A 21,415-nucleotide genomic window follows, 5' to 3' on the forward strand; every position below is an offset into this window, starting at 1 on the left:
AAGCATACAACAAAGCCCCCCTTTAATAAAAAAGCGTCCAATAGCATAAAATTAAAGGCTTAACACATTCTTTATAAACAAATAGAGTATGGATTTTACAAACAAACAATTTGTGTATTTAAACCATCCGTTTCAATTTTAACTACTAACCACTCATTGACTCATAACTCACCACTCACTGAATCCTAAACCTGTCAGGTCGAGTGAATTTGAAGATGCACCAGCAAGCTTCAAATTTGTATCGAGACCCACAACTGAAAACTCTACTAATTCTGTAGGAAAATACGGATTATTTTGCTAATGTACTTATTTCTCTTTCAGGGTATTGGAGTGTGTTTATTGATTTGTCTTGTTTGTTGCTATAATGACGATAAAAGTCGATTTTAATTGTTAAAATGATAATTTTAACGCCCTAATCTTGTTGTTTTCTTAATTATTACATAATTTTATCTCAGGTTAACTTAACAAATTATTCATTAATACAAACTAGTAACTATGAGAACAATTAAAATGGGACTTATGGGCATACTTGCCCTGAGTCTGGTATTCGTGTCCTGTTCAAAGGATGAAAACGAAACCCCGACAACAGACAATGCAGATTTAATAGCTGACGTTTCACAAAAGAAAATCCCCAAAAAAGTGAAAGACGCAGTTATTAAACTAGATTTAAACAGTGACTATATAAAGTATGATACGTTTCATTTCCCCGATGGAACTACCGAAGAACGTCTATACATTGAAAAAGACTTAGTTCTTACTGAAGACCAACTTTTTGCTATGGCCGATGCCGCAGAGGAAGGTGATGGCCGACAATACAGCACCGATAATTTGGTGAGCCAAGGGCGTACTATTTCTATTATTGGGTTTACCGGTGGTAGTCAAGCGCTTTCTAGTAAGGAGCAAACCGCTTTACAATATGCTGTTAACAATTATAATAACTTAAGTGGCGTTTCCATAAGTTTTGATTTATCTTTTGGAACCAATTACCAAGATAAGGATATGGTAGTGTATAATAATACCGTTAACAATCCTAGTGGTGCTGGAGGAAGTGCTGGTTTTCCAAGTAATGGATACCCTTATAAGTTTGTGCAAATTTACGGACTTTCAGGATATAGTACTAACGTGAACGAACACGTAATTACACATGAGATAGGACACTCTGTTGGTTTCCGCCACACCGATTGGTTTAGTCGTCAAAGTTGTGGACAAAACTCAAATGAAGGTGATGGTGGTGTAGGTGCCAACCATATTGATGGTACACCTACTGGTTATGATCCTACATCGATAATGTTGGCCTGCTTCAGTTCCAGCGAAGATGGGGAGTTTAATAACAACGATATAACTGCCTTACAAGAGTTATACTAACTAACTTATTTGACTTAGTCTTTAATAGCCTGCCGTTACGGTAGGCTATTATTTTTTTGATATCAATTTCCAGGCTTTTTTTATACCGATTATAATAAACAGAACCACAAATCCAACTACAAGGCCTACCACGAACTCACCCAATATAGAAGGAAAGCTTTCAACCAAATGATGTACAAATTCGACATTGTGAACAAAAAGTCCGCCAGATACCAAGAGCAGTGCAATAGTTCCAATTATGCTAAGACCTTTAATTATTTTAGGTAGAGCTGCAACTAAAAACCGGCCAATTTTATCGGAAAAACTATCGTCCCTTTCATTTAAGTCAATCAATTTAAGTCCAAACTCATCCATACGTACCAATAGAGCGACAATACCATAGACTCCAACTGTGGCGATTAAAGCAATAATTGAAACAACAATAATTTGCATAGTAAGTGTCTCTTGGGCGACTGTACCCAAAGCTATAATCACAATTTCAATAGAGAGAATAAAATCGGTTAAGATAGCCGATTTAACCCGTTCTTTTTCTAGGCTCATCAACTCTTCTTTTGAAAGGTCTTGCAAAGCCTCTTCTTCGTCGCCGTGGGCATGCGGGACCAAAAACTCATATATTTTCTCAGCACCTTCATACGCAAGATAAAGCCCGCCAATTAAAAGAATAACCGTGATGGCTATTGGTAAAAAAGCACTTAATAAAAAGGCAATGGGAAGTATAATCAGCTTGTTTAAAAAAGACCCTTTTGTAATGGACCAGAGGACAGGCAATTCTCTTGAGGACATAAACCCCGAGGCTTTTTCAGCATTTACGGCTAAATCATCTCCTAAAATACCCGCCGTTTTTTTAGCTGCTACTTTACTCATAACAGAAACGTCGTCCATAAGAGCGGCAATATCATCGAGAAGAGCAAAAAATCCTGAAGCCATAGGGTACGTTATTTTTAAATAGAGTATTGGTTCTTATAGGTTTTAAAGATGCAAAAATCAATAGAAATTTTTAAATGAGGCACTTCCATTTGCAAAAGTTTATAAAATATCTTCAAAACAGTAGCTATAAGTGTACTGTAGTTGCTTCTGAATTATTGAATAGAATCAATCACACTACCGCAAGTCATCATCGCTTCTCCAAAATAAGGATTTCTAATTTCTTGTTTATTACTAAGCCAGGAAGCGCCTTTATTGGTGTTTGCCATCGGGCATTTTTGAATAAAAATAATTTCAGAAATTCCTTTTACATTTTTCAATAATGGAATCATAGTTTCATTGAGTCTTACAAAGTGGCTGCGCTGGTTTTCCAGATCGTTGCTTTCTGAAATGATGCCTAATAATTGATTAGTCTTTTTTACGTGACTTTGTTCCATTGTTCCCAAATCTGTTAAGACAATCTTTCCCAGTTTAGCTTTCAATTCGGTAGCAAACTGTGAAACCTTTAGAGCATTGCTGTTCACAAAAGCATCTTTCATACTAAAATAATCAGGTAGCATGTTTTTTAATTTCTTTTGAAACGATTCTGAAAGCTCCATCACCTTCATTGTTTCATCCTCCATTTCGATTTCAGTTTCAACTTTATTCCGGTTCATCATTGATTTTTTTCCTTGTAGTTGGGCAGCAGCATCGACGGTAAAGGTACCGTTGGTGACGATTTCATCTCCTGAAACTAATCCATCGGTAATAATGTAAGTGTCTCCAGATTTAGCTCCTAAAGTGACTTCGCGCATTTGGAATGTAGGAGGATTGGTTCCAGTTTTTATATAAATTAAGGAACGTTCGCCAGTCCACAATACTGCGCTGGAAGGAACGGTTACTTGTAACGAACCAGAAGGATCTACACCCTTAATTTTACCCGAAACAAACATACCAGGCTTAAAATAACCTTCGGAATTGTTTAATGTAGCCCTTACGGAAACGGTTCTGGTTTGTGTATTCAATAGTGGGTCTACAAACGAAAGCTTTGCTGTAAACTCTTTATTGGGATAGGCATTGGTGGTAATCGTTATTGGTTGATCCTTGTCTATTTGAGAAATCTGCCCTTCATACACATCAAAAGAAGCCCACACTGTATTGAGATTACTGACTCTAAATATAGGTTTACCATCCATAATATGAGCTCCTTCTTTTACTAATAATTCTGTAACAACTCCGCTAACATGCGAATAAATAGTGAAGTAAGTCTGTACCTCGCCAGTACGTTCTATTTTATCCAATTGTGGGCCGTGTATTTTCCAATTGTGTAGTTTTTTACGGACGGCTTCATACAATTTGGGTTGTGATTCTTTTAGTCTGTATGCAGTAATCAATTCTTGTTGTGCGCTTACCAATTCTGGAGAATAGATTGTTGCGACAGCTTGTCCTTTTTTTACGGTTTCACCTACTGTATTAACGTACAACCGTTCTATTCTTCCATTAAAATGAGCCGGTTGAATAGCGGTTGCCTCTTCGTTTTCCATTATTTTTCCGGAAAGGGTTAGCATGTCATCTTCTGCAGTGTCAGCACTGCCCACAACTGTTGTTTGTATATTGGCCAAAGCCATGGCGTTTTTGGTCATGGTAAATTGATCGGCAGCCAATCCGTCTGCGGTGGTTTCGGCAGGGATTAGGTCCATCCCGCAAATGGGACAGTCTCCGGGTTCTGGTTGCATAATTTGCGGATGCATAGAGCAGGTCCATTGTTGGGATTCTTCTGAATGATTGTGATTTTCTTTTGTGACTGAAGTATCATCATCTGAAGTATTTCCGAAGAAAACAAAACCCAATAGCAACCCTACTAAGAGCAAACCGAAATATATGATGTATTTTTTCATAATCTTTATTTTATAAAATGTTAATCAATGGATGTGTTTCGTAACCGCAATGAATTCGCAATCACCGAAACCGAACTAAAACTCATCGCCAATGCTGCAATCATGGGCGATAGTAATAATCCAAATACTGGGAACAACACGCCTGCTGCAATGGGAATACCCAAAGTGTTGTATATTAAAGCAAAGAACAAATTCTGTTTGATGTTCTTCATAACGGCATCACTTAGGTTTCGTGCTTTTACAATGCCGTTTAGGTCGCCTTTTACCAGGGTGATTTCGGCACTTTCTATAGCGACATCGGTGCCAGTTCCCATAGCAATCCCGACATCACTTTTGGCAAGGGCAGGTGCATCGTTTATGCCATCGCCGGCCATAGCTACTTTTTTACCTTCGTTTTGTAAACGGGTTACTTCATCTAGTTTGTCTTTTGGAAGCATGCCAGCCTTAAAATCGGCCAATTGCAATTCGCTGGCCACTGCTTGGGCGGTGTCATGATTATCGCCGGTAAGCATAATCACATCGATTCCCTTTTTTTGAAGCGTCTGAATCGCCTTTTTACTAGTCTTTTTTATTTTGTCACCAATTACCACATAGCCAACTGCTTCACCATCGACCGCCAGATAGGATACGGTTTTTCCTTTCTTTTGAAACGATTGAGCTGTTTTTTTCATGGCTTCGGAAAGGGTAGCATTGGCCGCTTCCATCATCTTTTCATTTCCTAAAGTGGTCTTTTTCCCGTTTACGATGCCTTCCACGCCTTTACCGGTAATGGAATTGAAGTTTTCAGCTTTTAGAAAGTCAATCTCTTTTTCTTTTCCGTAGGTAACAGTTGCTTCGGCTAACGGATGTTCACTTAAGTTGTTTAAAGAAACAATGTATTGCAATACTTCTTCTTTTGAAAGAGAACCTGTCTCAGCCTTTCCAATTTCTGAAACAGTGGGTTTTCCTTCAGTAATAGTACCCGTTTTATCAATAATTAGGGTGTTGATCTTATCCATTTTCTCAAGTGCTTCGGCATTCTTGATAAGCACTCCGTTTTGTGCCCCTTTTCCAACGCCTACCATAACGGACATAGGTGTTGCCAATCCGAGTGCACAAGGGCAAGCGATAATTAGCACGGCGATGGCATTTACTAGGGCATACACATAAGCAGGATCGGGACCCCAAATGGTCCAAAGAATAAAAGTGAGTACGGAAACCAATACTACAATCGGTACAAAATAACCAGAAAAGGTATCAGCCAGCTTTTGAATGGGTGCTCGGCTACGACTAGCATCGTTTACCATCTTAATAATTTGAGATAGGAGCGTATCAGCCCCCACCTTTTCAGCTTTCATTAAAAAGGATTGTGTCCCATTAATAGTCCCACTGCTTACTGTATCGCCACTTTGTTTATCAACCGGTATAGGTTCTCCAGTAATCATGGATTCATCAACTGAGGTGTTTCCTTCCGTAATGCTTCCGTCTACTGGGATTTTGTCGCCCGGTTTTACTCTTAGAATATCACCAGTCTGTATTTGTTCTATGGTTATTTCTTCCTCTTGACCATCTACGATACGAATGGCTTTGTTGGGAGCGAGTTTTAATAATTCTTTTACTGCGCTGTTGGTTTTACTGTGGGCACGAGCTTCCAGTACTTGCCCCATTAAAACTAAGGTTAAAATAACAGTTGCTGCCTCAAAATACACATGCACGGTGCCTGATTCGGTTTTAAACTGAGCAGGGAAAAAATCGGGAACTAACATTCCGAAGACACTAAAAATCCAAGCTACCCCAGCGCCAATACCAATTAAGGTAAACATATTTAGATTCCACGTTTTAATACTTCGGTAGGCGCGTTCAAAGAACATCCAAGTAGCATAGAAAACCACAGGGAGCGAAAGGCCAAATTGAATCCAGTTCCAATATTTTTGGTTTAAGATATCGTAAAGAGGATTGTTAGGAATCATTTCAGACATCGCAATTAGAAAGATGGGCAGTGTAAAGCCCAACGCTAGCCAGAATTTTTTAATGAGTTTGTTGTATGTTTTTTCTTCTGCCGAAAGATCCGGTTGTTTTGGAACTAAATCCATTCCGCAAATAGGGCAGGGACCAGCTTCGTTTTTAATTACTTCTGGGTGCATGGGACACGTCCATTCTTCCGAAGAAGTAGGTGTTGTGTTTATCTCGGCCACCAAATCCATCCCACAAACAGGGCAATCTCCCGGCTTGTCGTAGGTTTTGTCGCCTTCACAATGCATAGGGCAATAAAACTTAGTTCCTTTAGCTACTGAAGTCGTTTCCTTAGTATTTCTAGTCTTATTTCCATTTTCTTTCGGCTTTTCTCCTTCTGGATGTATACTATACGATCCACCATCATCCTCTAATGCTTTTTGAAAAGCTGTAATAGGAATGTGGTTTTCCATTGTAATAACAGCTTCTTCCTTTTCTAAGTCTACTTGAGCTTGGCTCACCCCGAAAACCTTAGACAAGGTTTGTTCAACGTGTGACCGACATCCGTTACACGTCATTCCGTGTATGTGATAGGTGTGTTTCATATTATTGAATAAAGAATTTAACAAGCAAACCGCCAGCTAACCAAAGGTAGCAGATGAAGGCTGCATATTTTAAAATGTTTTCCAGCAATTGACTTTTGGGTGCCATTTCGCTCATGTTATGATCCACATCCTTTTTCTTGAAAAAGCCCAAATAAATAAGATATCCTGAAATAAGTAGAAAAATAATATTTAAAAAGAAGGTATAATCTATTTTGAAATACTCACTATCTTGAATTTTTACTTGGGAAGGATCCGGTAAAATATTGAACAAGTCAAAGCTATAATGCAAAGCAAGCGAAGTACCTATTAAAGCAGTGAAAAGAAGAAATACTATAAAAAGTGACATTTTCCAGCCATAGTATTTTGCATTGATGCGCAAAACTGGAAACACTACTAAATCACTAAAAATAAAGGCCATTACTCCTGCAAAGCTTACACCCTTGCCAAACAGCAACGCAGCTAACGGAATATTACCCATAGATCCAATGAAAGTTAAAAATGCAGCAACAGGCCCTATAATAATATGTTCTAGGATTTCTAAAAAGGTAAAGTCTGTATTGCCTTGGCCACTATTTATAAAAAGTGTCTGAAAAAATGAATCGGGTACAAAAGCTGCGACAATACCAGCAATAGTAAAGCCTACTGTGACATCCTTCCACACCATCTGCCATTCCATTTTGTATTTTTTAGCTACCCTTGCCCAACTGCTTTCTTTTTGAATTTGTTTTTTCCAATCCTTAGAATCGTCGATTTGATCGTCATCTTCATTTTCAAGATTCTTTCTTGCTTTTTTAATTAATTTTTTAGGATTTATAACACGGATTAGGATCCAACAAATCAAGATTAGCAAAATGCCTCCTACATATTCGCCAACGACAAATTGCCACCCTAAGAAGATGGAAATAATGATTCCTAACTCAATAACCAAATTGGTAGACGCCAGTAAAAAAGCAATAGAGGAAATGAAACTAGCTCCCTTTTTGAAAATACTTTTTGTTGAAGCCAAGGCTGCAAAACTGCATGAACTGCTAATAAAACCAAAGAAGGTGCCTAGCAATAAACCTTTACTTTCTTTTTCACCCATAGCTTTTTGCATGCCTTTTTCGGTCACAAAAATTTGTATCATACTGCTAATAATATACCCTAAGATAAATGCCCAAAGTGCCATCCAGAAGAATCCGGTGGTCGTATAGGCTGCCTCGCCCCATTGTTTTAGAAAATTATTCATAGTTGCTTATTTATTTTAATAACTTAATGGTATGATTTATAGGTGATTTTTAAATGTTAGCGCTTCTTTTTTCTTTCTTAGAAAGCTTTGCCTCTGCATGGAATTAATAAAATTATCAAATAGATGCTTCTCCTTTTTTCAAGGACCTTACAAAGGTAATTTTGATTGTCAGTGGTTTGTTCCATAATTATGGTTATTATCTATACAATTTGGTCTAAAGGATTTCGAAAATTTTGATCCATAGCTTTGTATTGCGTTAGACTCATTCCTGTTTCATTTTTAAACTGAGAACTTAGGTGGTTTACGTTACTGTAATCCAATAATTGACTTATTTGCGTGAAATTTAATTCTCCAACCTGAATCAACTCTTTTACCTTTTCTATTTTAACTTTGATGAAATACTTTTCAATGGTTATTTTTTCGGTGTACGAAAAAAGCTTACTTATTTTTGAGTATTCTAGATGTAATTTTTTTGATAAATACTCAGATAATTTTTCTTTTAGTTGAAGGGGTAGTTCTTTAAAAAGCGATAGGATTGTTACTTTTACTTTTTCAACTACTTGTTCATTTATTTTGGTTAGTAATGAAAACCCATTTTTGGTTAAAACACTATTGACCTTGTCGTTTATAGTTTCATCTTTCTCTACTTGTAGGGTTACTTTTCCCAACTCTACTTGAATTACATCAAATTGAGCGGCTTCCAACTCATCACGAACGACCTTAATACACCGATTACAAACCATATTTTTTATATAAAAATCCTTTTCCATCTTAGTTGGTTAAATAGTTAATGTTTGCGGACTGTACGTAATATTCTTTAATAGCTTCAATGCTGTTGATTCCAAATTTTAACTGCAACTCTTGAATGTCCAAAACGTCATTAAAATCAATAGTGCCAGTTTCATAGTTTTTAATCAAGATTTCTTCTGCATCTTTTGCTTGCTGTAAGTTTTTTTGTTGTGTGTTATAGGTTATTCGTGCTGTTTCCAACCTACTTTGCGTGGCTTTCAAGGCATTTTCGAGTTTGTTTTTTTGCTCTTCTTTCTGTGCTGTGATTTCCTGTTGTTTCAGCTTATTTTGTTTTGAAATGGATTTGTACTTTGAATTAAAGATGGGGATAGATACCGAAACCATAGGCATGACAATATCTTTTCCGTTATCGGTAAAATTCATATCGGGCCGCTCGGCAACCGGAATATAATCCAAACCTACTCCTAGATTAGGCTGTAACTCTTTTTGATTCAGTTCTTCAGAAAAAGCGACAGACTCATATAATTTATCATATTGTAATAATTCAGGATGAAGGTTTAGGTTTTTCACTTCCGAAGTTATTTTTTTTGAAGGAAGAAACAACGAATCTACCACAGTAACCGAAGCCTCTTTATTTTTGTTTAAAAGCGTATTGAACGCACTTTGTTTTGCTATAAAATCTTGTCGCAACACTTCTTTTTTCTGAAGCAATTCGTTTTGTCTTATTTGTAATTTTAAAACATCTACCGCTGAAGCATTGGCAACTTCAACCGAAGTTAGCGCCAATTCTTTATAGGTTTTTAAAAGCTCAATGTTTTCATCTAAAATGTTTTGCTTTGCTTGTAAGGCGTATAACTGATAATACGTTTCAGAAACCGATAAAGCCAACTTACGTTTTGAAATAGCAAGTTTTACATAATCAGCTTCGGCCATCGAAGTAGCATATTCCTCTCGTGCTGAAAATGTACCAAACCACGGAATCATCTGCTTAACCGAAAACCGTGCCTTTTGTGCTCCGGTACGGGTTTCGGGCTCACTAATAAAATATCCGGCACTCACTTCAGTATTCGGAAGTGTGTTGCTTTCATTTACTTTTTCTTCTGAAATGTTATACCGCAATTCCACTGCCTGAATATCAGGATTGTTTTGCTGTGCTTCTTGAATATAGCTTTCCAAGTCTTGCCCACTGCTTACTTGACTCAGAAAACAAGCAACGAGAATCAGGACAAACCTATTTGTCATATTAATTTTTATTGTTTTCATTTTAATTCGTTTTTAGGTCTTGATTCATTATTCTCAATCCTTTGCTTCTTAGAAAGAACTGTTTCCGCACGCCAACTATACAATACTGGAACTACAAATAGGGTGATTAATGCAATAAGCATCCCACCAAAACTAGGAATCGCCATCGGGATCATAATATCGCTTCCGCGACCTGTTGCTGTTAAAATAGGTAACAAGGCGAGAATTGTTGTAGCCGTCGTCATTAAACAAGGACGAATTCGTTTCTGTCCAGATTCAATTACAGCGTTTCGTATTTGTTGTTTAGTGGTAGGAACATTTCTTTTAAATGTTTGGGTAAGGTAGGTGGCCATCACTACACCATCATCGGTTGCAATACCGAACAATGCAATAAAACCAACCCATACAGCTACGCTTAAATTTATTGGGTGCATTTGAAAAAGATCTCGCAGATTTTCTCCGAAAAACCCAAAATTTAAAAACCATTCTTGTCCGTACAGCCAAATCATTATAAACCCACCGGCGAAAGCAACAGCTATTCCGCTAAACACCATAAAAGAAGTAGCTGCCGATTTAAATTGAAAATACAGGATTAAAAAAATAATCAATAACGCTAATGGAACAACTACAGAAAGTGTTTTCTCAGCTCGAACTTGATTTTCATACGTTCCCGTAAATTGATAATTAATCCCTTTTGGAACGGTTAATTCGCCTGAATCTATTTTGTCTTGAATCGCTTGTTGTGCTTTTTCCACCACATTCACTTCAGCAAAACCATCCAGCTTATCGAAAAGCACATAGCCCACTAAAAAGGTGTCTTCACTTTTTATCACCTGCGGTCCTTGCTCGTAGCGAATATCAACCAATTCCCCTAACGGAACAGGACTTCCACCTTCAACCGGAACATAGATGTTTTTTAAATCGGTTGGATTTTCCCGTAACTCCCTTGGATACCGAACACGAACCGAATAGCGTTCCCTGCCTTCTACAGTTTGCGTTAACGGCATACCGCCAATGGCTACTTGTAAGGTTTGCTGTACGGTTTCAATGGAAATACCGTACCTGCCTAACTTATTTCTGTCAATATCTAATAGCAAATAAGGTTTACCCACAATGCGGTCGGCAAAAACAGTTTGTTCTTTTACACCTTCCACTTGCTTTAAAATAGTTTCCAGCTGCATGCCAAAGGCTTCAATTTGTTTTAAATCTTGGCCTTTAACCTTAATACCCATAGGTGCTCGCATCCCAGTTTGTAACATGACCAAACGGGTTTCTATAGGCTGTAATTTTGGGGCTGAGGTAACACCCGGTAATTTGGTGACTTTTACAATTTCATTCCAAATATCGTCTGGCGATTGAATTTCAGGACGCCAATTTCGGAAGTATTCGCCGTCTTCATCTGGAATTAATTGTTCTCTTGTTACATCAATTGCAGTCGAGGTGTTGTATTTGCTCGTTTCAGTGTCCTCAACTGCGCTCGAACTAACATTTGTATTGACATTTTCAATCAGACTACCATTTTTCAGTACAAAAAAGCCATCGTCATTTATTTTGAAACGTTGGGGGCTTCCAGCTTCATTCAGCATGTATTCCGATTTGTATTGAATGATGTTTTCATACATGGAAAGTGGCGCAGGGTCGAGGGCTGACTCGGTGCGGCCAGCTTTGCCGACTACGGTTTCAACTTCAGGAATACTGGCAACGGCCATATCTAATTGTTGTAACACCCGTTTGTTTTCTTCTACACCCGCATGGGGTAGGGAAGTGGGCATCAATAGGAAGGAACCTTCATTTAGCGATGGCATAAACTCTTTTCCGGTGTTTTTCATAATTAAAAACCCTAGAATAACGATAACGGCAGGGACGGATAAGAACAATGCTTTGTTTTGTAGGCACCAATTTAAAATTCGGGTGTAGTACCGCATAAAAATCCAGAATACAGCCAGCAGTCCAAAACAGATAAGGCTTACAAATAATAAATTCATAATCAGGCTACGGTCAAATCCTAATGGGCGCCAATATTCAGCTAATAGAAAGACGATCGCTATAGCTGAAATAATAATGTTAATCGTATTGATTCGCTGTTCTCGCAGTACTAATTTTTCAGAAAAACGAGCTGCAACTTTTGGGTTTTTTAAGAAACCAGTTGCTCCAAAAGCGATAAGGATAAGTCCTAACCAATACCCATAAGCAATGGCTACGATTCCGATAAGTAATAATATAGAATGCAAAATATGGCCGAAAACAGACTGTATGTTTTTCTTTCTGAAAAGAAACGCAGCAAATGGTGGAATTAAGAACAGAGCTACAATAATAGAAGCCGTAAGCGCCATGGTCTTCGTAAAAGCCAATGGACGGAACAGCTTCCCTTCGGCACCGACCATTGTAAATACTGGTATAAAACTGATAATAGTTGTTAATACAGCGGTAAGAATGGCTCCGGAAACTTCAGAAGTTGCATTGTACACTACATTGTTTATAGGAAGTTTGTTTTTGTTTTCTTCTAGGTGCCTAATAATATTTTCTGAAAGAATCACCCCAACATCGACCATCGTACCAATAGCAATGGCAATACCCGAAAGTGCAACAATGTTTGCATCTACATTGAATATTTTCATGGCGATAAAAACCATCAATACAGCAACGGGTAATAATCCTGAAATAAGAATGGACGCTCGAAGATTAAAAACCATAATTACGATAACCAAAATGGTTATTAGGATTTCTAAGGTCAAAGCTTCGTTTAAGGTGCCAAGGGTTTCTTGAATTAATTCGGTTCGATCATAGAAAGGGACAATAGTAAGTTGTGATGTACGACCATCGGAAAATGTTTTGGAAGGAAGCCCGGCACTGAGTTCGTTTATTTTGTCTTTCACATTGTTAATCACTTCCATTGGGTTGGCGCCATAACGAGCAACAACCACTCCGCCAACAACCTCGGCACCTTCTTTGTCCAAAATCCCTCGACGGGTTTCGGGACCTAAACTAACTTTTGCAATCTCATTGATGCGAATAGAAGTAAAATCTTTGGAAGTAATGACCGCATTTTCAATATCATCAATCGATTGAATATAGCCCAAGCCTCGCACCAGGTATTCGGCTTTATTAATTTCTAATGTTTGTGCCCCAATATCTTGGTTGGTTTGTTTTACAGCTGATACTACTTGGTCTAAACTAATGTTGTATTGGCGCATTAATTCAGGGTTTACGTCAATTTGATATTCTTGAACGTAACCACCGATGGAAGCTACTTCAGAAACACCGCTGGCAGAGGAAAGTGCATATTTTACATAGTAATCTTGAATGCTTCGTAGTTCGTGTAAATCCCAACCGCCAGTAACATTGCCATCTTTATCGCGACCTTCTAAAGTGTACCAGAAAATTTGTCCTAATCCGGTTGCATCGGGACCTAATGAAGGGTTAACTCCTTCAGGAAGTAACCCGGAAGGGAGAGAGTTTAATTTTTCAAGAATCCGACTTCGGCTCCAGTAAAATTCTACATCTTCTTCAAAAATGATATAGATACTCGAAATGCCAAACATAGACGAGCTACGGATGGTTTTTACCCCAGAAATACCAAGTAACGAAGTAGTTAATGGATACGTTATTTGATCTTCAATATCCTGTGGCGATCGTCCTTGCCATTTAGTAAAGACAATCTGTTGATTTTCACCAATATCTGGAATGGCATCAACAGCCACTGGGTCTGTTGGTAAGATACCAGTATCCCAATTAAAAGGAGCGGTAACAATACCCCAACCGACAAATAAAACGAGTAATAAAACTGCTACTAGTTTGTTTTCTATTAAAAATTTGATGCTTTTATTCAGCATAAAGTTTGATAATTAAACAGTTAAACAAGCTTGTGACAAGGTCACAAACAAAAGGGTTTGCTCTTTAGGTAGTTTGCTAAAGAGTAAAATGAGTACTGTCTAAAATATCAAATAAGAAACGTCTGGTGTAAAAGGGAAATCTCTTCTATGAGATAGGGTGGGGAGTAATCTTTAAAAGAATCGTTACTTTCTTCAACGGTCTCAAAAAGGTCTATGTAAGAATAAACAAAAGTAGTTATGAAGGTTTGCTGCTCTAGAGAGAGGTTTTCAAATGAAAGCTTTAAGTTATCTTCTCCCTCTACAATTAATTGCTTGTCTTTACAACAAGAGTCTTTAGTGATATTGGAGTCACAACTTTCTGGAGAAGTTTGAATCTCCATACCACAAGTCTTAACGTGCTGTGTAAAACTATAATCAACTAGCATTTCTCCACAATAGTGCATGTTTACAGTGAATGACATCGTAGTGAAGAGCACTAAAAATGCCAAGGAAACTGCACCTAATTTGTGGATAAATTGTTTCATATTAAATACAAAGGTACTAATTTTTGAAATAGCAAGTGAGGAATAGAAAATTGAAGCTTTTTTTGAGCAAGCTCAATTTTCCTTTAAAAAACAAAACCACGCTCTTAGGAGCGTGGTTTATTTAATGTTGTGACCTTGCCAGGATTATGTCCTCTCGAGTTGTAACTACTACAGTATTACCGTAAAGCCACGCAATGAGTAGTATTCTTATGTGTTAAAGGAAGTGTTGAGTTTTTCAACTGACCGATTAACTACCATTTTTAATGAACTTGCTTAAAGTAATTTGACACCTTCAAGACTGAATAAAAATACAATTTTCCTATAATTAAAACTATTTAAACTGATATAAATAATTTTTAAGACTTCCCTTTTGCTTTAGTTTTCTTATCTTAACTGCTTTATAAGCTACCTATTAGAACCCTTTCTTCCCTATCCCGTTTCCTCTTTTTGACAGCAAAAGAAGAATATTTTGGAGTTGACCGGACTGCATAACCGGTCGCTTACTCCCTTTTATAAGTCCTCTTCAATCCAAAATATTCTAATGCATCTCAGCAACAAAAAAAGGTACCGTGACGGCGCTACGGGAAGTAAATCTAAAAATCTCAAATTATGAAAACAGCTAATAGTATTCCAACAGAAAAAAACTTAAAACAAAAAAAGGCACACGCTCAAGATACAATAAGTAAATCTAATTTTCCAGAAGGTGCTTTTGAGTCAGATAATGAAAAAATTACCTTGAGCCATATCAATGAAATTACACTTTCTTACAGTGGTAATCTTCAGTCCAATATTCTACTTTCCATTACTTCCTCACAAAGTGCTGCGGAGTTGGCTTATTCCCATTGGAACCAAAATACCATTGCCCTCTATGAGTCTTTTAAAATAATATTGCTTAACAACAGTAATAAGGTAAAGGGTATTTATGAAGTTTCTAAAGGAGGCATTACTGGAACATTAGTAGATATCCGTATTGTATTTGCTGTACTGCTGAAAAGTTTAGCCACAGCAGTTATCCTTTTGCATAACCATCCCAGTGGCACGTTAAAACCCAGTGAAGCGGATAAACGCCTCACTCAAAAAATAAAAACAGCCGCAGAAATATTTGACATTAAACTCTTAGATCACCTTATCTTAGTTCCCGATGGACAATACTACAGTTTTGTAGATAGCGGTATATTATAATTTCAATTCGTTAGTTTAAAAAAAAATAAAGAAGTTTTGTTTTTTTTGTTTGAATCGTTTAAAAAAAGCGGTTGGCTTTTTTAGGTCAACTCGTTTGAAATTTTGGTCCGCGAGCGGACAAAAATGAGAAGCAAGAGGGTAACACGCGCTGCGATGTTACGTTTTTTAATACGTTAATTTTCAATTAATTAAAACTATGTGGTTTTTTACTTTTTCGTGAATTTGCGTCAAACGCCTTGAAAACCCCTGAAAATAGGCTCTTTTTTGCGACAAATTTCCGTGAAAACCAATTTTAAGGAAAAAGAAGACCTTCGGCGAACATATTCAAAAATCTGTCTGGAAAAGACGTTTTAAACAATAGCTTATTTTACATTATATATCTGAGCTCCCTTTAAAAAAAATAAGAGAGCCCACGCATTGTATGTGCTTTCTTTGGACACTTAGTGGGTGCCTCGGCTAGACCCCACCCTACGGGTGTACAAGCACCCTCGCTTCGCAAAATAGTCGTTATATAAGTACCTCGATGCCTGCCTTTTTAGCTTTGTATTGTATCTTTTCAAGCAGTCCGTAATACCCCCAATTGCGAAAGACAAACTCTTTGTCTTTGGCGATGCCCTCTTTTTCTTTTTGATCCAATAGCAGGAGCGTACCTGCCTGATGCTTTACACAAAAATCAATTAGCTCCCTACTGTATACGTGCATACGGTAGTTCACATAGTCACGTTCCTTTCGTTCAAACTTTTTTACGGCTTTGAGCTTACGTTTACGCCCTTTTCCAGGCTTGCTGTATTTAGCTCCGGACTGTGCACGTTTTCTAGCGGCCTGAATGGCAAGCCTTCGGTAGAGGAACTCCTCTTGGGTGCCAAAGGTTCTTCTATTGCTGCCCGCTTTTACCGTAATAGGGTACTCCAAAGAAAGGGATGCCTCTGCTATTACCTCTGGTTTTACGTTGTTGTTTTCTTTCTCAATCCCAAAGACAGCCAGCCAAAATACCTTGCCGTCTTTGAGCTGTAAGTGGGAAGTATAAATAGAGGTTGTTCCTTCCACTGCCTGTTCCAATATTTTTTTCTTGTCGGTAAAGTCTTTTCCCAGATGGGTTCGTAAGGGGATGCCAAAGAGCCTAAAACAGAATGCTTTTTTCTCAGGGATATAAGCGATTTTACTCACTCCCTCCATACTAAAGGGAAAGGGCATATCCCTTCGAAAGTTTTTTAAAGAGCGTTCCCCTTTCCAATACGCATCCCGTTCTTTTTTAAAAGTGGAATGCAGTGCCATATTGAGACAGGACAGGATGTTGGTGGGCATCTCTCCCTTAAAGCGATCTGACACCAAACGATAGGTGGTGTTTATACCAGAACGGTTCAATATCCCAAGCTCGTCTTTCTTTTGATCGGCTAGTTTGTGGCGTACCCCTTCAGAGAGGTACAGAAACTCTTTGATCATATCTTGTACATATAGGTGGGAGACAATAAGGTTGGCTGCCCGAAAACATCGGTTCTGCCACCCATAAAGCGTGTCAAGTGTCTCTTTCCGTTCTTCTTTTGTGGGAAGGTCGATCAGCAGTTGTATTTTACGGGTGAGTTTCATCGTTTCCATAATCAAGCGGATTGGTAGTGCTGAGTTTCTTGTTCTTGTAATAATCGGTAGGCTGCCATAAAGGATTGGTGTACCTCTTTTTGGGATAGCTGTAGCTCCGTGGCGATAGCAGTAAAGGAGTGTTTGGCTTCCAGTCGCAAGCGAAGCACCTCTCGTTGCTTTTCTGTCATCTCGCCCTGTAGCTTTATTGATGCATGTGTTTTGCCCGAGCCTTCCAAGGTATATCCATTGTCCACTATCTTCTTAATCTCTTCAATGGTTTTCTTTACTTTGTTGGCGGTCTCGGTGATGCCCGTGCCCATAGCAGTTGCAATGGCCTTGTAATGAAAACCGTGTTTCAGGCAGAGTTTCAAAAGATGTTGTTTCTCGGTATCAAGCAGGGGCAATATTTTTTTAATGCGCTCAAAGCGTTCTTGCTGATGTTGTTGCTGTTTGAGATCTTCTATATCGGACAAGGGATTGTACCCGGCCATATAGTCTTGATAGTTCTCATACTGATCTAAAGAGTGTACCATCCTTTGAAAGCGAGTCCTGGGCTTGGTATAATAGGAGATGCATTCGCGCCGCATCACAAAGCACAGGAAATAATACATATGGTCTGCGCTTTCTATCCGGTCACGGTGCGTCCATAGTTTAAGGAACGTGTCCTGCACGAGGGATTCAATGACGAAGCTATCCTTTAGCTGTTGCCATCCCACCCAGAAGATACGCCTTCGATAGGTTGCATAGATACTGGCAAGGGCAGTGGGATATCCCTTTTTTAAAAGCTTAAATTCATCTTTTGGCATAATAGGGTACTTTTATATTGCAAAGCTTCTTTAAAGAAGAACAAGAGCTTTGAATAGAGAAAAGAAGTGCCAAAATACAAAAGGGCGCAGGTCTCCACTTATGCTTTTGAGGTACTGGTATACCTTACGACAATAAGTAAGCCCACGCCCCGGGTCGTGAGCATTTACACTTATCATCTCGTCGTATAAAAATTACCAGTTTTCAAAAGCGAGATTCAAAGCGAATGCTTCTAATATGTTACTGCAAGAAGTTTCGCAAATATATGTTATTCAAACAAATATAGTAATTAATTTTAATTAACACATATATGTGTTGAAAAAATCAGTTTACTTCTGCAACTTTTAGGGAATGAAAGAAAAGGAACTTACTAACCTACTGATTAAAATAGGTGCAAAAGTAAAATTAGAAAGATCAAAAAAGAATCTCTCTCAATTTGAATTGGGGTTAGAAATCGGGAAGTCAGCAAATCAAATAGGAAGGATTGAAAGAGCAGAAACAAATCCTACTGTTGAAACGCTTTTAGATTTAGCTAATTTCTTTAGAATAGATTTAAAAGATTTAATTGAATAATATAATCCTCAATTCTTTCTTTTTCTAATCAGTCACTATCCAACACCTACCTGATAGTTTACTTTCTCCAAAAGCTATGAGTTTTACGATTTTATTTTTAGGCACTTCACATTCTACCTCTCCAAAGAATTATATTGCTCAAACGTATAATTCATATTTTTAAATAAACAGAGGATGTAGATAATTAATTTCAATTATGCTCTGTTATGATAGGATGACCCGAAACCTAAAAAGCTTGAGTTTTTAGAAGGTAAAATTACCACCATTATTATAGAAACATCTTTATGAATTGGTTAGTAGGGTAGGGCATAGGCTATTTATTCCTTCATATAAGGTTGCCAATTTACGATAAGATATTTTTTTTCGTTTTTGAGATTCATAAATCCAAAATCATAAACAAATAGATACAAATCATCTTTTTTGTTTTTCCAGTAATGGGTGAAATATTTAGGATTAAATCCTTCCTTTAGCAATTCTTCTTTCTTTACCGTTGAAAATCCTTTTTTATTATAGGCTTTTAATATCTTTCTATTTGTTTTAAGCTGCTTGTCTACTTCTAAATAAAATGCTTCAGTATCTTGTCGTTTTTCATAATGGTAGCTGCTTTTACAGGATTCACTACAAAAACGCTTATCACTTCTTCCTTTAATTAGTTGATTACAAACGGGACATTTTTTATTCATACTAGTAAATATACGATTATTACTCGTTTGTTATACGGTTAATAAACGATTTCTTATTTTTTAAAATCTAATTTTTGATATATGCATTCAAAAATTCACAGAACTATTACCATTCGACATTTATTGATAGATAATAAAAGATGCATAGGCATTATTCATCAACAGGATCCTACGCTTGAGGCTATTACACATTCATTACTAGATTATGCTTGGTCAAGTAAGTACAAGATGGCATATACTCCCAATACAAAACAGCATTTGGATGCTATTTTCAATCGTTTTAAAGGTGTTGCTTGGGTAAATACAACACACTTTTTTAAAAATACGCCTAAACCAGTTACCGCTGTTCCTTTTATATTGGCCACTTACACCACAAACCATGCTAAAACTGCTGGGCGTATTTGTCCGGAAGCCTATTTAAATAAGCTGGAACTTAAAAACTATGCTTTGAACACTGCTAAAACCTATATTTCCTGTTTTGAAAAGTTCATTAATTATTTTCCAAATATTGCTATAGACGCATTAGATGAGCGTGCTATTAGAGAGTATCTTCTTTATTTGTTGCGTACTAATAAATCTAACTCTTACATTAACCAGAGCATCAATGCCATTAAATTTTATTACGAAATAGTTTTGGGTATGCCGCACCGATTTTACCATATAGAGCGGCCTCGTAAAGAAAAGAAATTACCCAAAGTGCTTAGTAAAGGGCAAATTAAGTCCATGATTGATAGTACAGGAAACTTAAAACACCGTTGCATTATTGCATCTTTATATAGTGCGGGTTTACGTCGCTCTGAACTTATAAAGCTTACTCTTCATGATATAAATAGTGAAAGAAACTTAATCTCTATTAAAGGTGCGAAGGGAAATACAGAGAGACATACTTTGCTATCTCAAGCCTTACTTCAGCAATTACGCAATTATTATAAGGAATGGAAGCCTTCTGTGTATTTGTTTGAAGGTGTTAATGGACAGCCTTATAGTGAAACTAGTGTAGCAACCGTTGTAAGAAAAGCGGCAAAACGTGCTGGTATAATGATGCGAGTAACGCCTCATATGCTACGGCATAGTTTTGCGACACATTTATTAGAGGATGGAATTGATTTACGATATATACAGCAATTATTAGGGCATAAAAGCACAAAAACCACTGAAATATATACTCATGTAGCTAGTGATCATTTGAAGAAAATTGTAAATCCTTTAGATTCTTTATATTTACAGTGAAATATATAATAGATATAAACGCAATAGTGTTTATACCTACGTTGTAACACATTTAAGAACAAACTTTGAGTAAACTAAAAAACCTTATAAATCGCATTACGGAATTTGGAACAAAACCTAATGTGGAATCCGAAAATAAGACTGACGAAATTCAAAAACTGTTAGTCGAAATTTACTCTGAATATCTTAATTTAAACGCAGAATTTGATGATGGAGATTATGACGAAGAACCAGACTTCGAATATGAATCCATAAAGAAAAATGTGGAATCAAATTTTCCAAATTTCGGTTGGTATCATTCAGTTTGGGAATCCCATAAGATTGTTCCAGATGCGGATTTAGTAACCGGAGACGCGATTGACGATTTAACGGATATTATAAAGGATTTACTTGAAGTTAAATGGTGTTTTGAAAATACAACCGAGAAAAACGCAAAATGGCATTTCTGTGATTTAATGAAGATTCATTCTGAGCAACATCTTGTGAATTTCTTGAAATACATAAAAGATTTAAAAGGATAATGAGAATAGAACAGATAACAGAAAAATTTCAAATTGACGTTGGTGCACCAACACCAACAATTCTATCAAACGAACATAATCTGTATTTGATTTTTTATGTTAGTAATGTAGACCCAAATTGGGACGGAACGACAATCCATATGAGAACCGAAGACGACGAAGGAATTGTAACAGTAAAATTTGACCGTTTTGCACAATTCAAATTTGGAAGTCCGAATGATGAAGCAATAAGCGGACATCCATTATATGAGTTAGGACTTGAGCCATATTCAATTCAAAAGGTTATAGACTCTGAATGGATTAAAGAGCTTATAAAAATGAATTCTGTTCATCCTTATCATAAAGATGAGCTTTTTTCGAAATACGAACATTTTATATTCTTCTTTCACGATAGATGTTTTGAAATAGTTGCAGAAGGATATTCGATAGAAGAAAAATCAGAATTGAATATGAGAGCCGAAATTGAGCGAATCTCGAAATTATTATAAATAAAAACGTGTTACAACAACGTGTCCTATGAAAAGCACTAGTCCAGTTCTTCAAATATAATATTTTATTTTTTAA

The 21,415-nt window shown here is 37.1% G+C and carries 17 protein-coding genes; 6 read left to right on the top strand and 11 right to left on the bottom strand.

What is annotated here, in order from left to right; all coding sequences use genetic code 11:
* Window positions 1–495: 495 nt before the first annotated feature.
* Window positions 496–1,365 carry a zinc-dependent metalloprotease gene (locus AACZ92_RS14335; protein WP_339702625.1) on the top strand — a complete coding sequence of 290 codons (870 nt, stop codon included), beginning with the start codon at window positions 496–498 and terminating at the stop codon, window positions 1,363–1,365.
* A gap of 48 nt (window positions 1,366–1,413) precedes the next feature.
* On the opposite strand, the gene AACZ92_RS14340 is transcribed toward AACZ92_RS14335, so the two are convergent.
* From AACZ92_RS14340 to AACZ92_RS14375, 8 genes are all read right to left on the bottom strand, one after another.
* Window positions 1,414–2,292, bottom strand: coding sequence for a DUF808 domain-containing protein (locus AACZ92_RS14340; protein WP_339702628.1), 879 nt, complete (start codon window positions 2,290–2,292; stop codon window positions 1,414–1,416).
* Between the two features lie 152 nt (window positions 2,293–2,444).
* Window positions 2,445–4,166 (bottom strand): efflux RND transporter periplasmic adaptor subunit, encoded by a 1,722-nt coding sequence (locus tag AACZ92_RS14345; RefSeq protein ID WP_339702631.1) that lies wholly within the window; start codon window positions 4,164–4,166, stop codon window positions 2,445–2,447.
* 20 nt (window positions 4,167–4,186) lie between these two features.
* Window positions 4,187–6,703 (bottom strand): heavy metal translocating P-type ATPase, encoded by a 2,517-nt coding sequence (locus AACZ92_RS14350; RefSeq protein ID WP_339702634.1) that lies wholly within the window; start codon window positions 6,701–6,703, stop codon window positions 4,187–4,189.
* Window position 6,704: 1 nt separating this feature from the next.
* Window positions 6,705–7,931, bottom strand: coding sequence for a permease (locus AACZ92_RS14355; protein WP_339702637.1), 1,227 nt, complete (start codon window positions 7,929–7,931; stop codon window positions 6,705–6,707).
* A 200-nt stretch (window positions 7,932–8,131) separates the two neighbouring features.
* Window positions 8,132–8,701 carry an AraC family transcriptional regulator gene (locus AACZ92_RS14360; protein ID WP_339702640.1) on the bottom strand — a complete coding sequence of 190 codons (570 nt, stop codon included), beginning with the start codon at window positions 8,699–8,701 and terminating at the stop codon, window positions 8,132–8,134.
* Window position 8,702: 1 nt separating this feature from the next.
* Window positions 8,703–9,944, bottom strand: coding sequence for a TolC family protein (locus AACZ92_RS14365; protein WP_339702643.1), 1,242 nt, complete (start codon window positions 9,942–9,944; stop codon window positions 8,703–8,705).
* Complete coding sequence (locus AACZ92_RS14370; RefSeq protein ID WP_339702646.1) at window positions 9,941–13,756, bottom strand: efflux RND transporter permease subunit; 3,816 nt, start codon at window positions 13,754–13,756, stop codon at window positions 9,941–9,943. The genes AACZ92_RS14365 and AACZ92_RS14370 overlap by 4 nt, the downstream gene beginning before the upstream one ends.
* Before the next feature lie 107 nt (window positions 13,757–13,863).
* Window positions 13,864–14,280, bottom strand: coding sequence for a hypothetical protein (locus AACZ92_RS14375; RefSeq protein ID WP_339702649.1), 417 nt, complete (start codon window positions 14,278–14,280; stop codon window positions 13,864–13,866).
* Between the two features lie 735 nt (window positions 14,281–15,015).
* Between AACZ92_RS14375 and AACZ92_RS14380 the strand changes: the two genes are divergently transcribed.
* Window positions 15,016–15,462: a JAB domain-containing protein gene (locus tag AACZ92_RS14380; RefSeq protein ID WP_339702673.1), complete on the top strand. Its 447-nt coding sequence runs from the start codon at window positions 15,016–15,018 to the stop codon at window positions 15,460–15,462.
* Window positions 15,463–15,969: 507 nt separating this feature from the next.
* On the opposite strand, the gene AACZ92_RS14385 is transcribed toward AACZ92_RS14380, so the two are convergent.
* Both AACZ92_RS14385 and AACZ92_RS14390 read right to left on the bottom strand, forming a co-directional pair.
* Window positions 15,970–17,064 carry a hypothetical protein gene (locus AACZ92_RS14385; RefSeq protein WP_339702652.1) on the bottom strand — a complete coding sequence of 365 codons (1,095 nt, stop codon included), beginning with the start codon at window positions 17,062–17,064 and terminating at the stop codon, window positions 15,970–15,972.
* Window positions 17,061–17,846: a sigma-70 family RNA polymerase sigma factor gene (locus AACZ92_RS14390; protein ID WP_339702655.1), complete on the bottom strand. Its 786-nt coding sequence runs from the start codon at window positions 17,844–17,846 to the stop codon at window positions 17,061–17,063. Before AACZ92_RS14390 ends, AACZ92_RS14385 begins: the two co-directional genes overlap by 4 nt.
* 349 nt (window positions 17,847–18,195) lie before the next feature.
* Here AACZ92_RS14390 and AACZ92_RS14395 point away from each other — a divergent pair, with 349 nt between their 5' ends.
* Window positions 18,196–18,417, top strand: coding sequence for a helix-turn-helix transcriptional regulator (locus AACZ92_RS14395; protein ID WP_339702658.1), 222 nt, complete (start codon window positions 18,196–18,198; stop codon window positions 18,415–18,417).
* Between the two features lie 317 nt (window positions 18,418–18,734).
* Here AACZ92_RS14395 and AACZ92_RS14400 read toward each other — a convergent pair whose 3' ends face one another.
* Window positions 18,735–19,100: a hypothetical protein gene (locus tag AACZ92_RS14400; protein ID WP_339702661.1), complete on the bottom strand. Its 366-nt coding sequence runs from the start codon at window positions 19,098–19,100 to the stop codon at window positions 18,735–18,737.
* Window positions 19,101–19,181: 81 nt separating this feature from the next.
* Here AACZ92_RS14400 and xerA point away from each other — a divergent pair, with 81 nt between their 5' ends.
* The 3 genes from xerA (at window position 19,182) to AACZ92_RS14415 (ending at window position 21,339) form a co-directional block, all read left to right on the top strand.
* Window positions 19,182–20,330 (top strand): site-specific tyrosine recombinase/integron integrase, encoded by a 1,149-nt coding sequence (gene xerA, locus AACZ92_RS14405; protein ID WP_339702664.1) that lies wholly within the window; start codon window positions 19,182–19,184, stop codon window positions 20,328–20,330.
* Window positions 20,331–20,395: 65 nt separating this feature from the next.
* Window positions 20,396–20,851 carry a DUF5063 domain-containing protein gene (locus tag AACZ92_RS14410; RefSeq protein ID WP_339702667.1) on the top strand — a complete coding sequence of 152 codons (456 nt, stop codon included), beginning with the start codon at window positions 20,396–20,398 and terminating at the stop codon, window positions 20,849–20,851.
* Entirely contained in the window at window positions 20,851–21,339 is a 489-nt protein-coding gene (locus AACZ92_RS14415) for a hypothetical protein (protein WP_339702670.1), read from the top strand. The genes AACZ92_RS14410 and AACZ92_RS14415 overlap by 1 nt, the downstream gene beginning before the upstream one ends.
* Window positions 21,340–21,415 lie beyond the last annotated feature (76 nt).

This window comes from uncultured Marixanthomonas sp. (assembly GCF_963974425.1).
GTDB lineage: Bacteria > Bacteroidota > Bacteroidia > Flavobacteriales > Flavobacteriaceae > Marixanthomonas.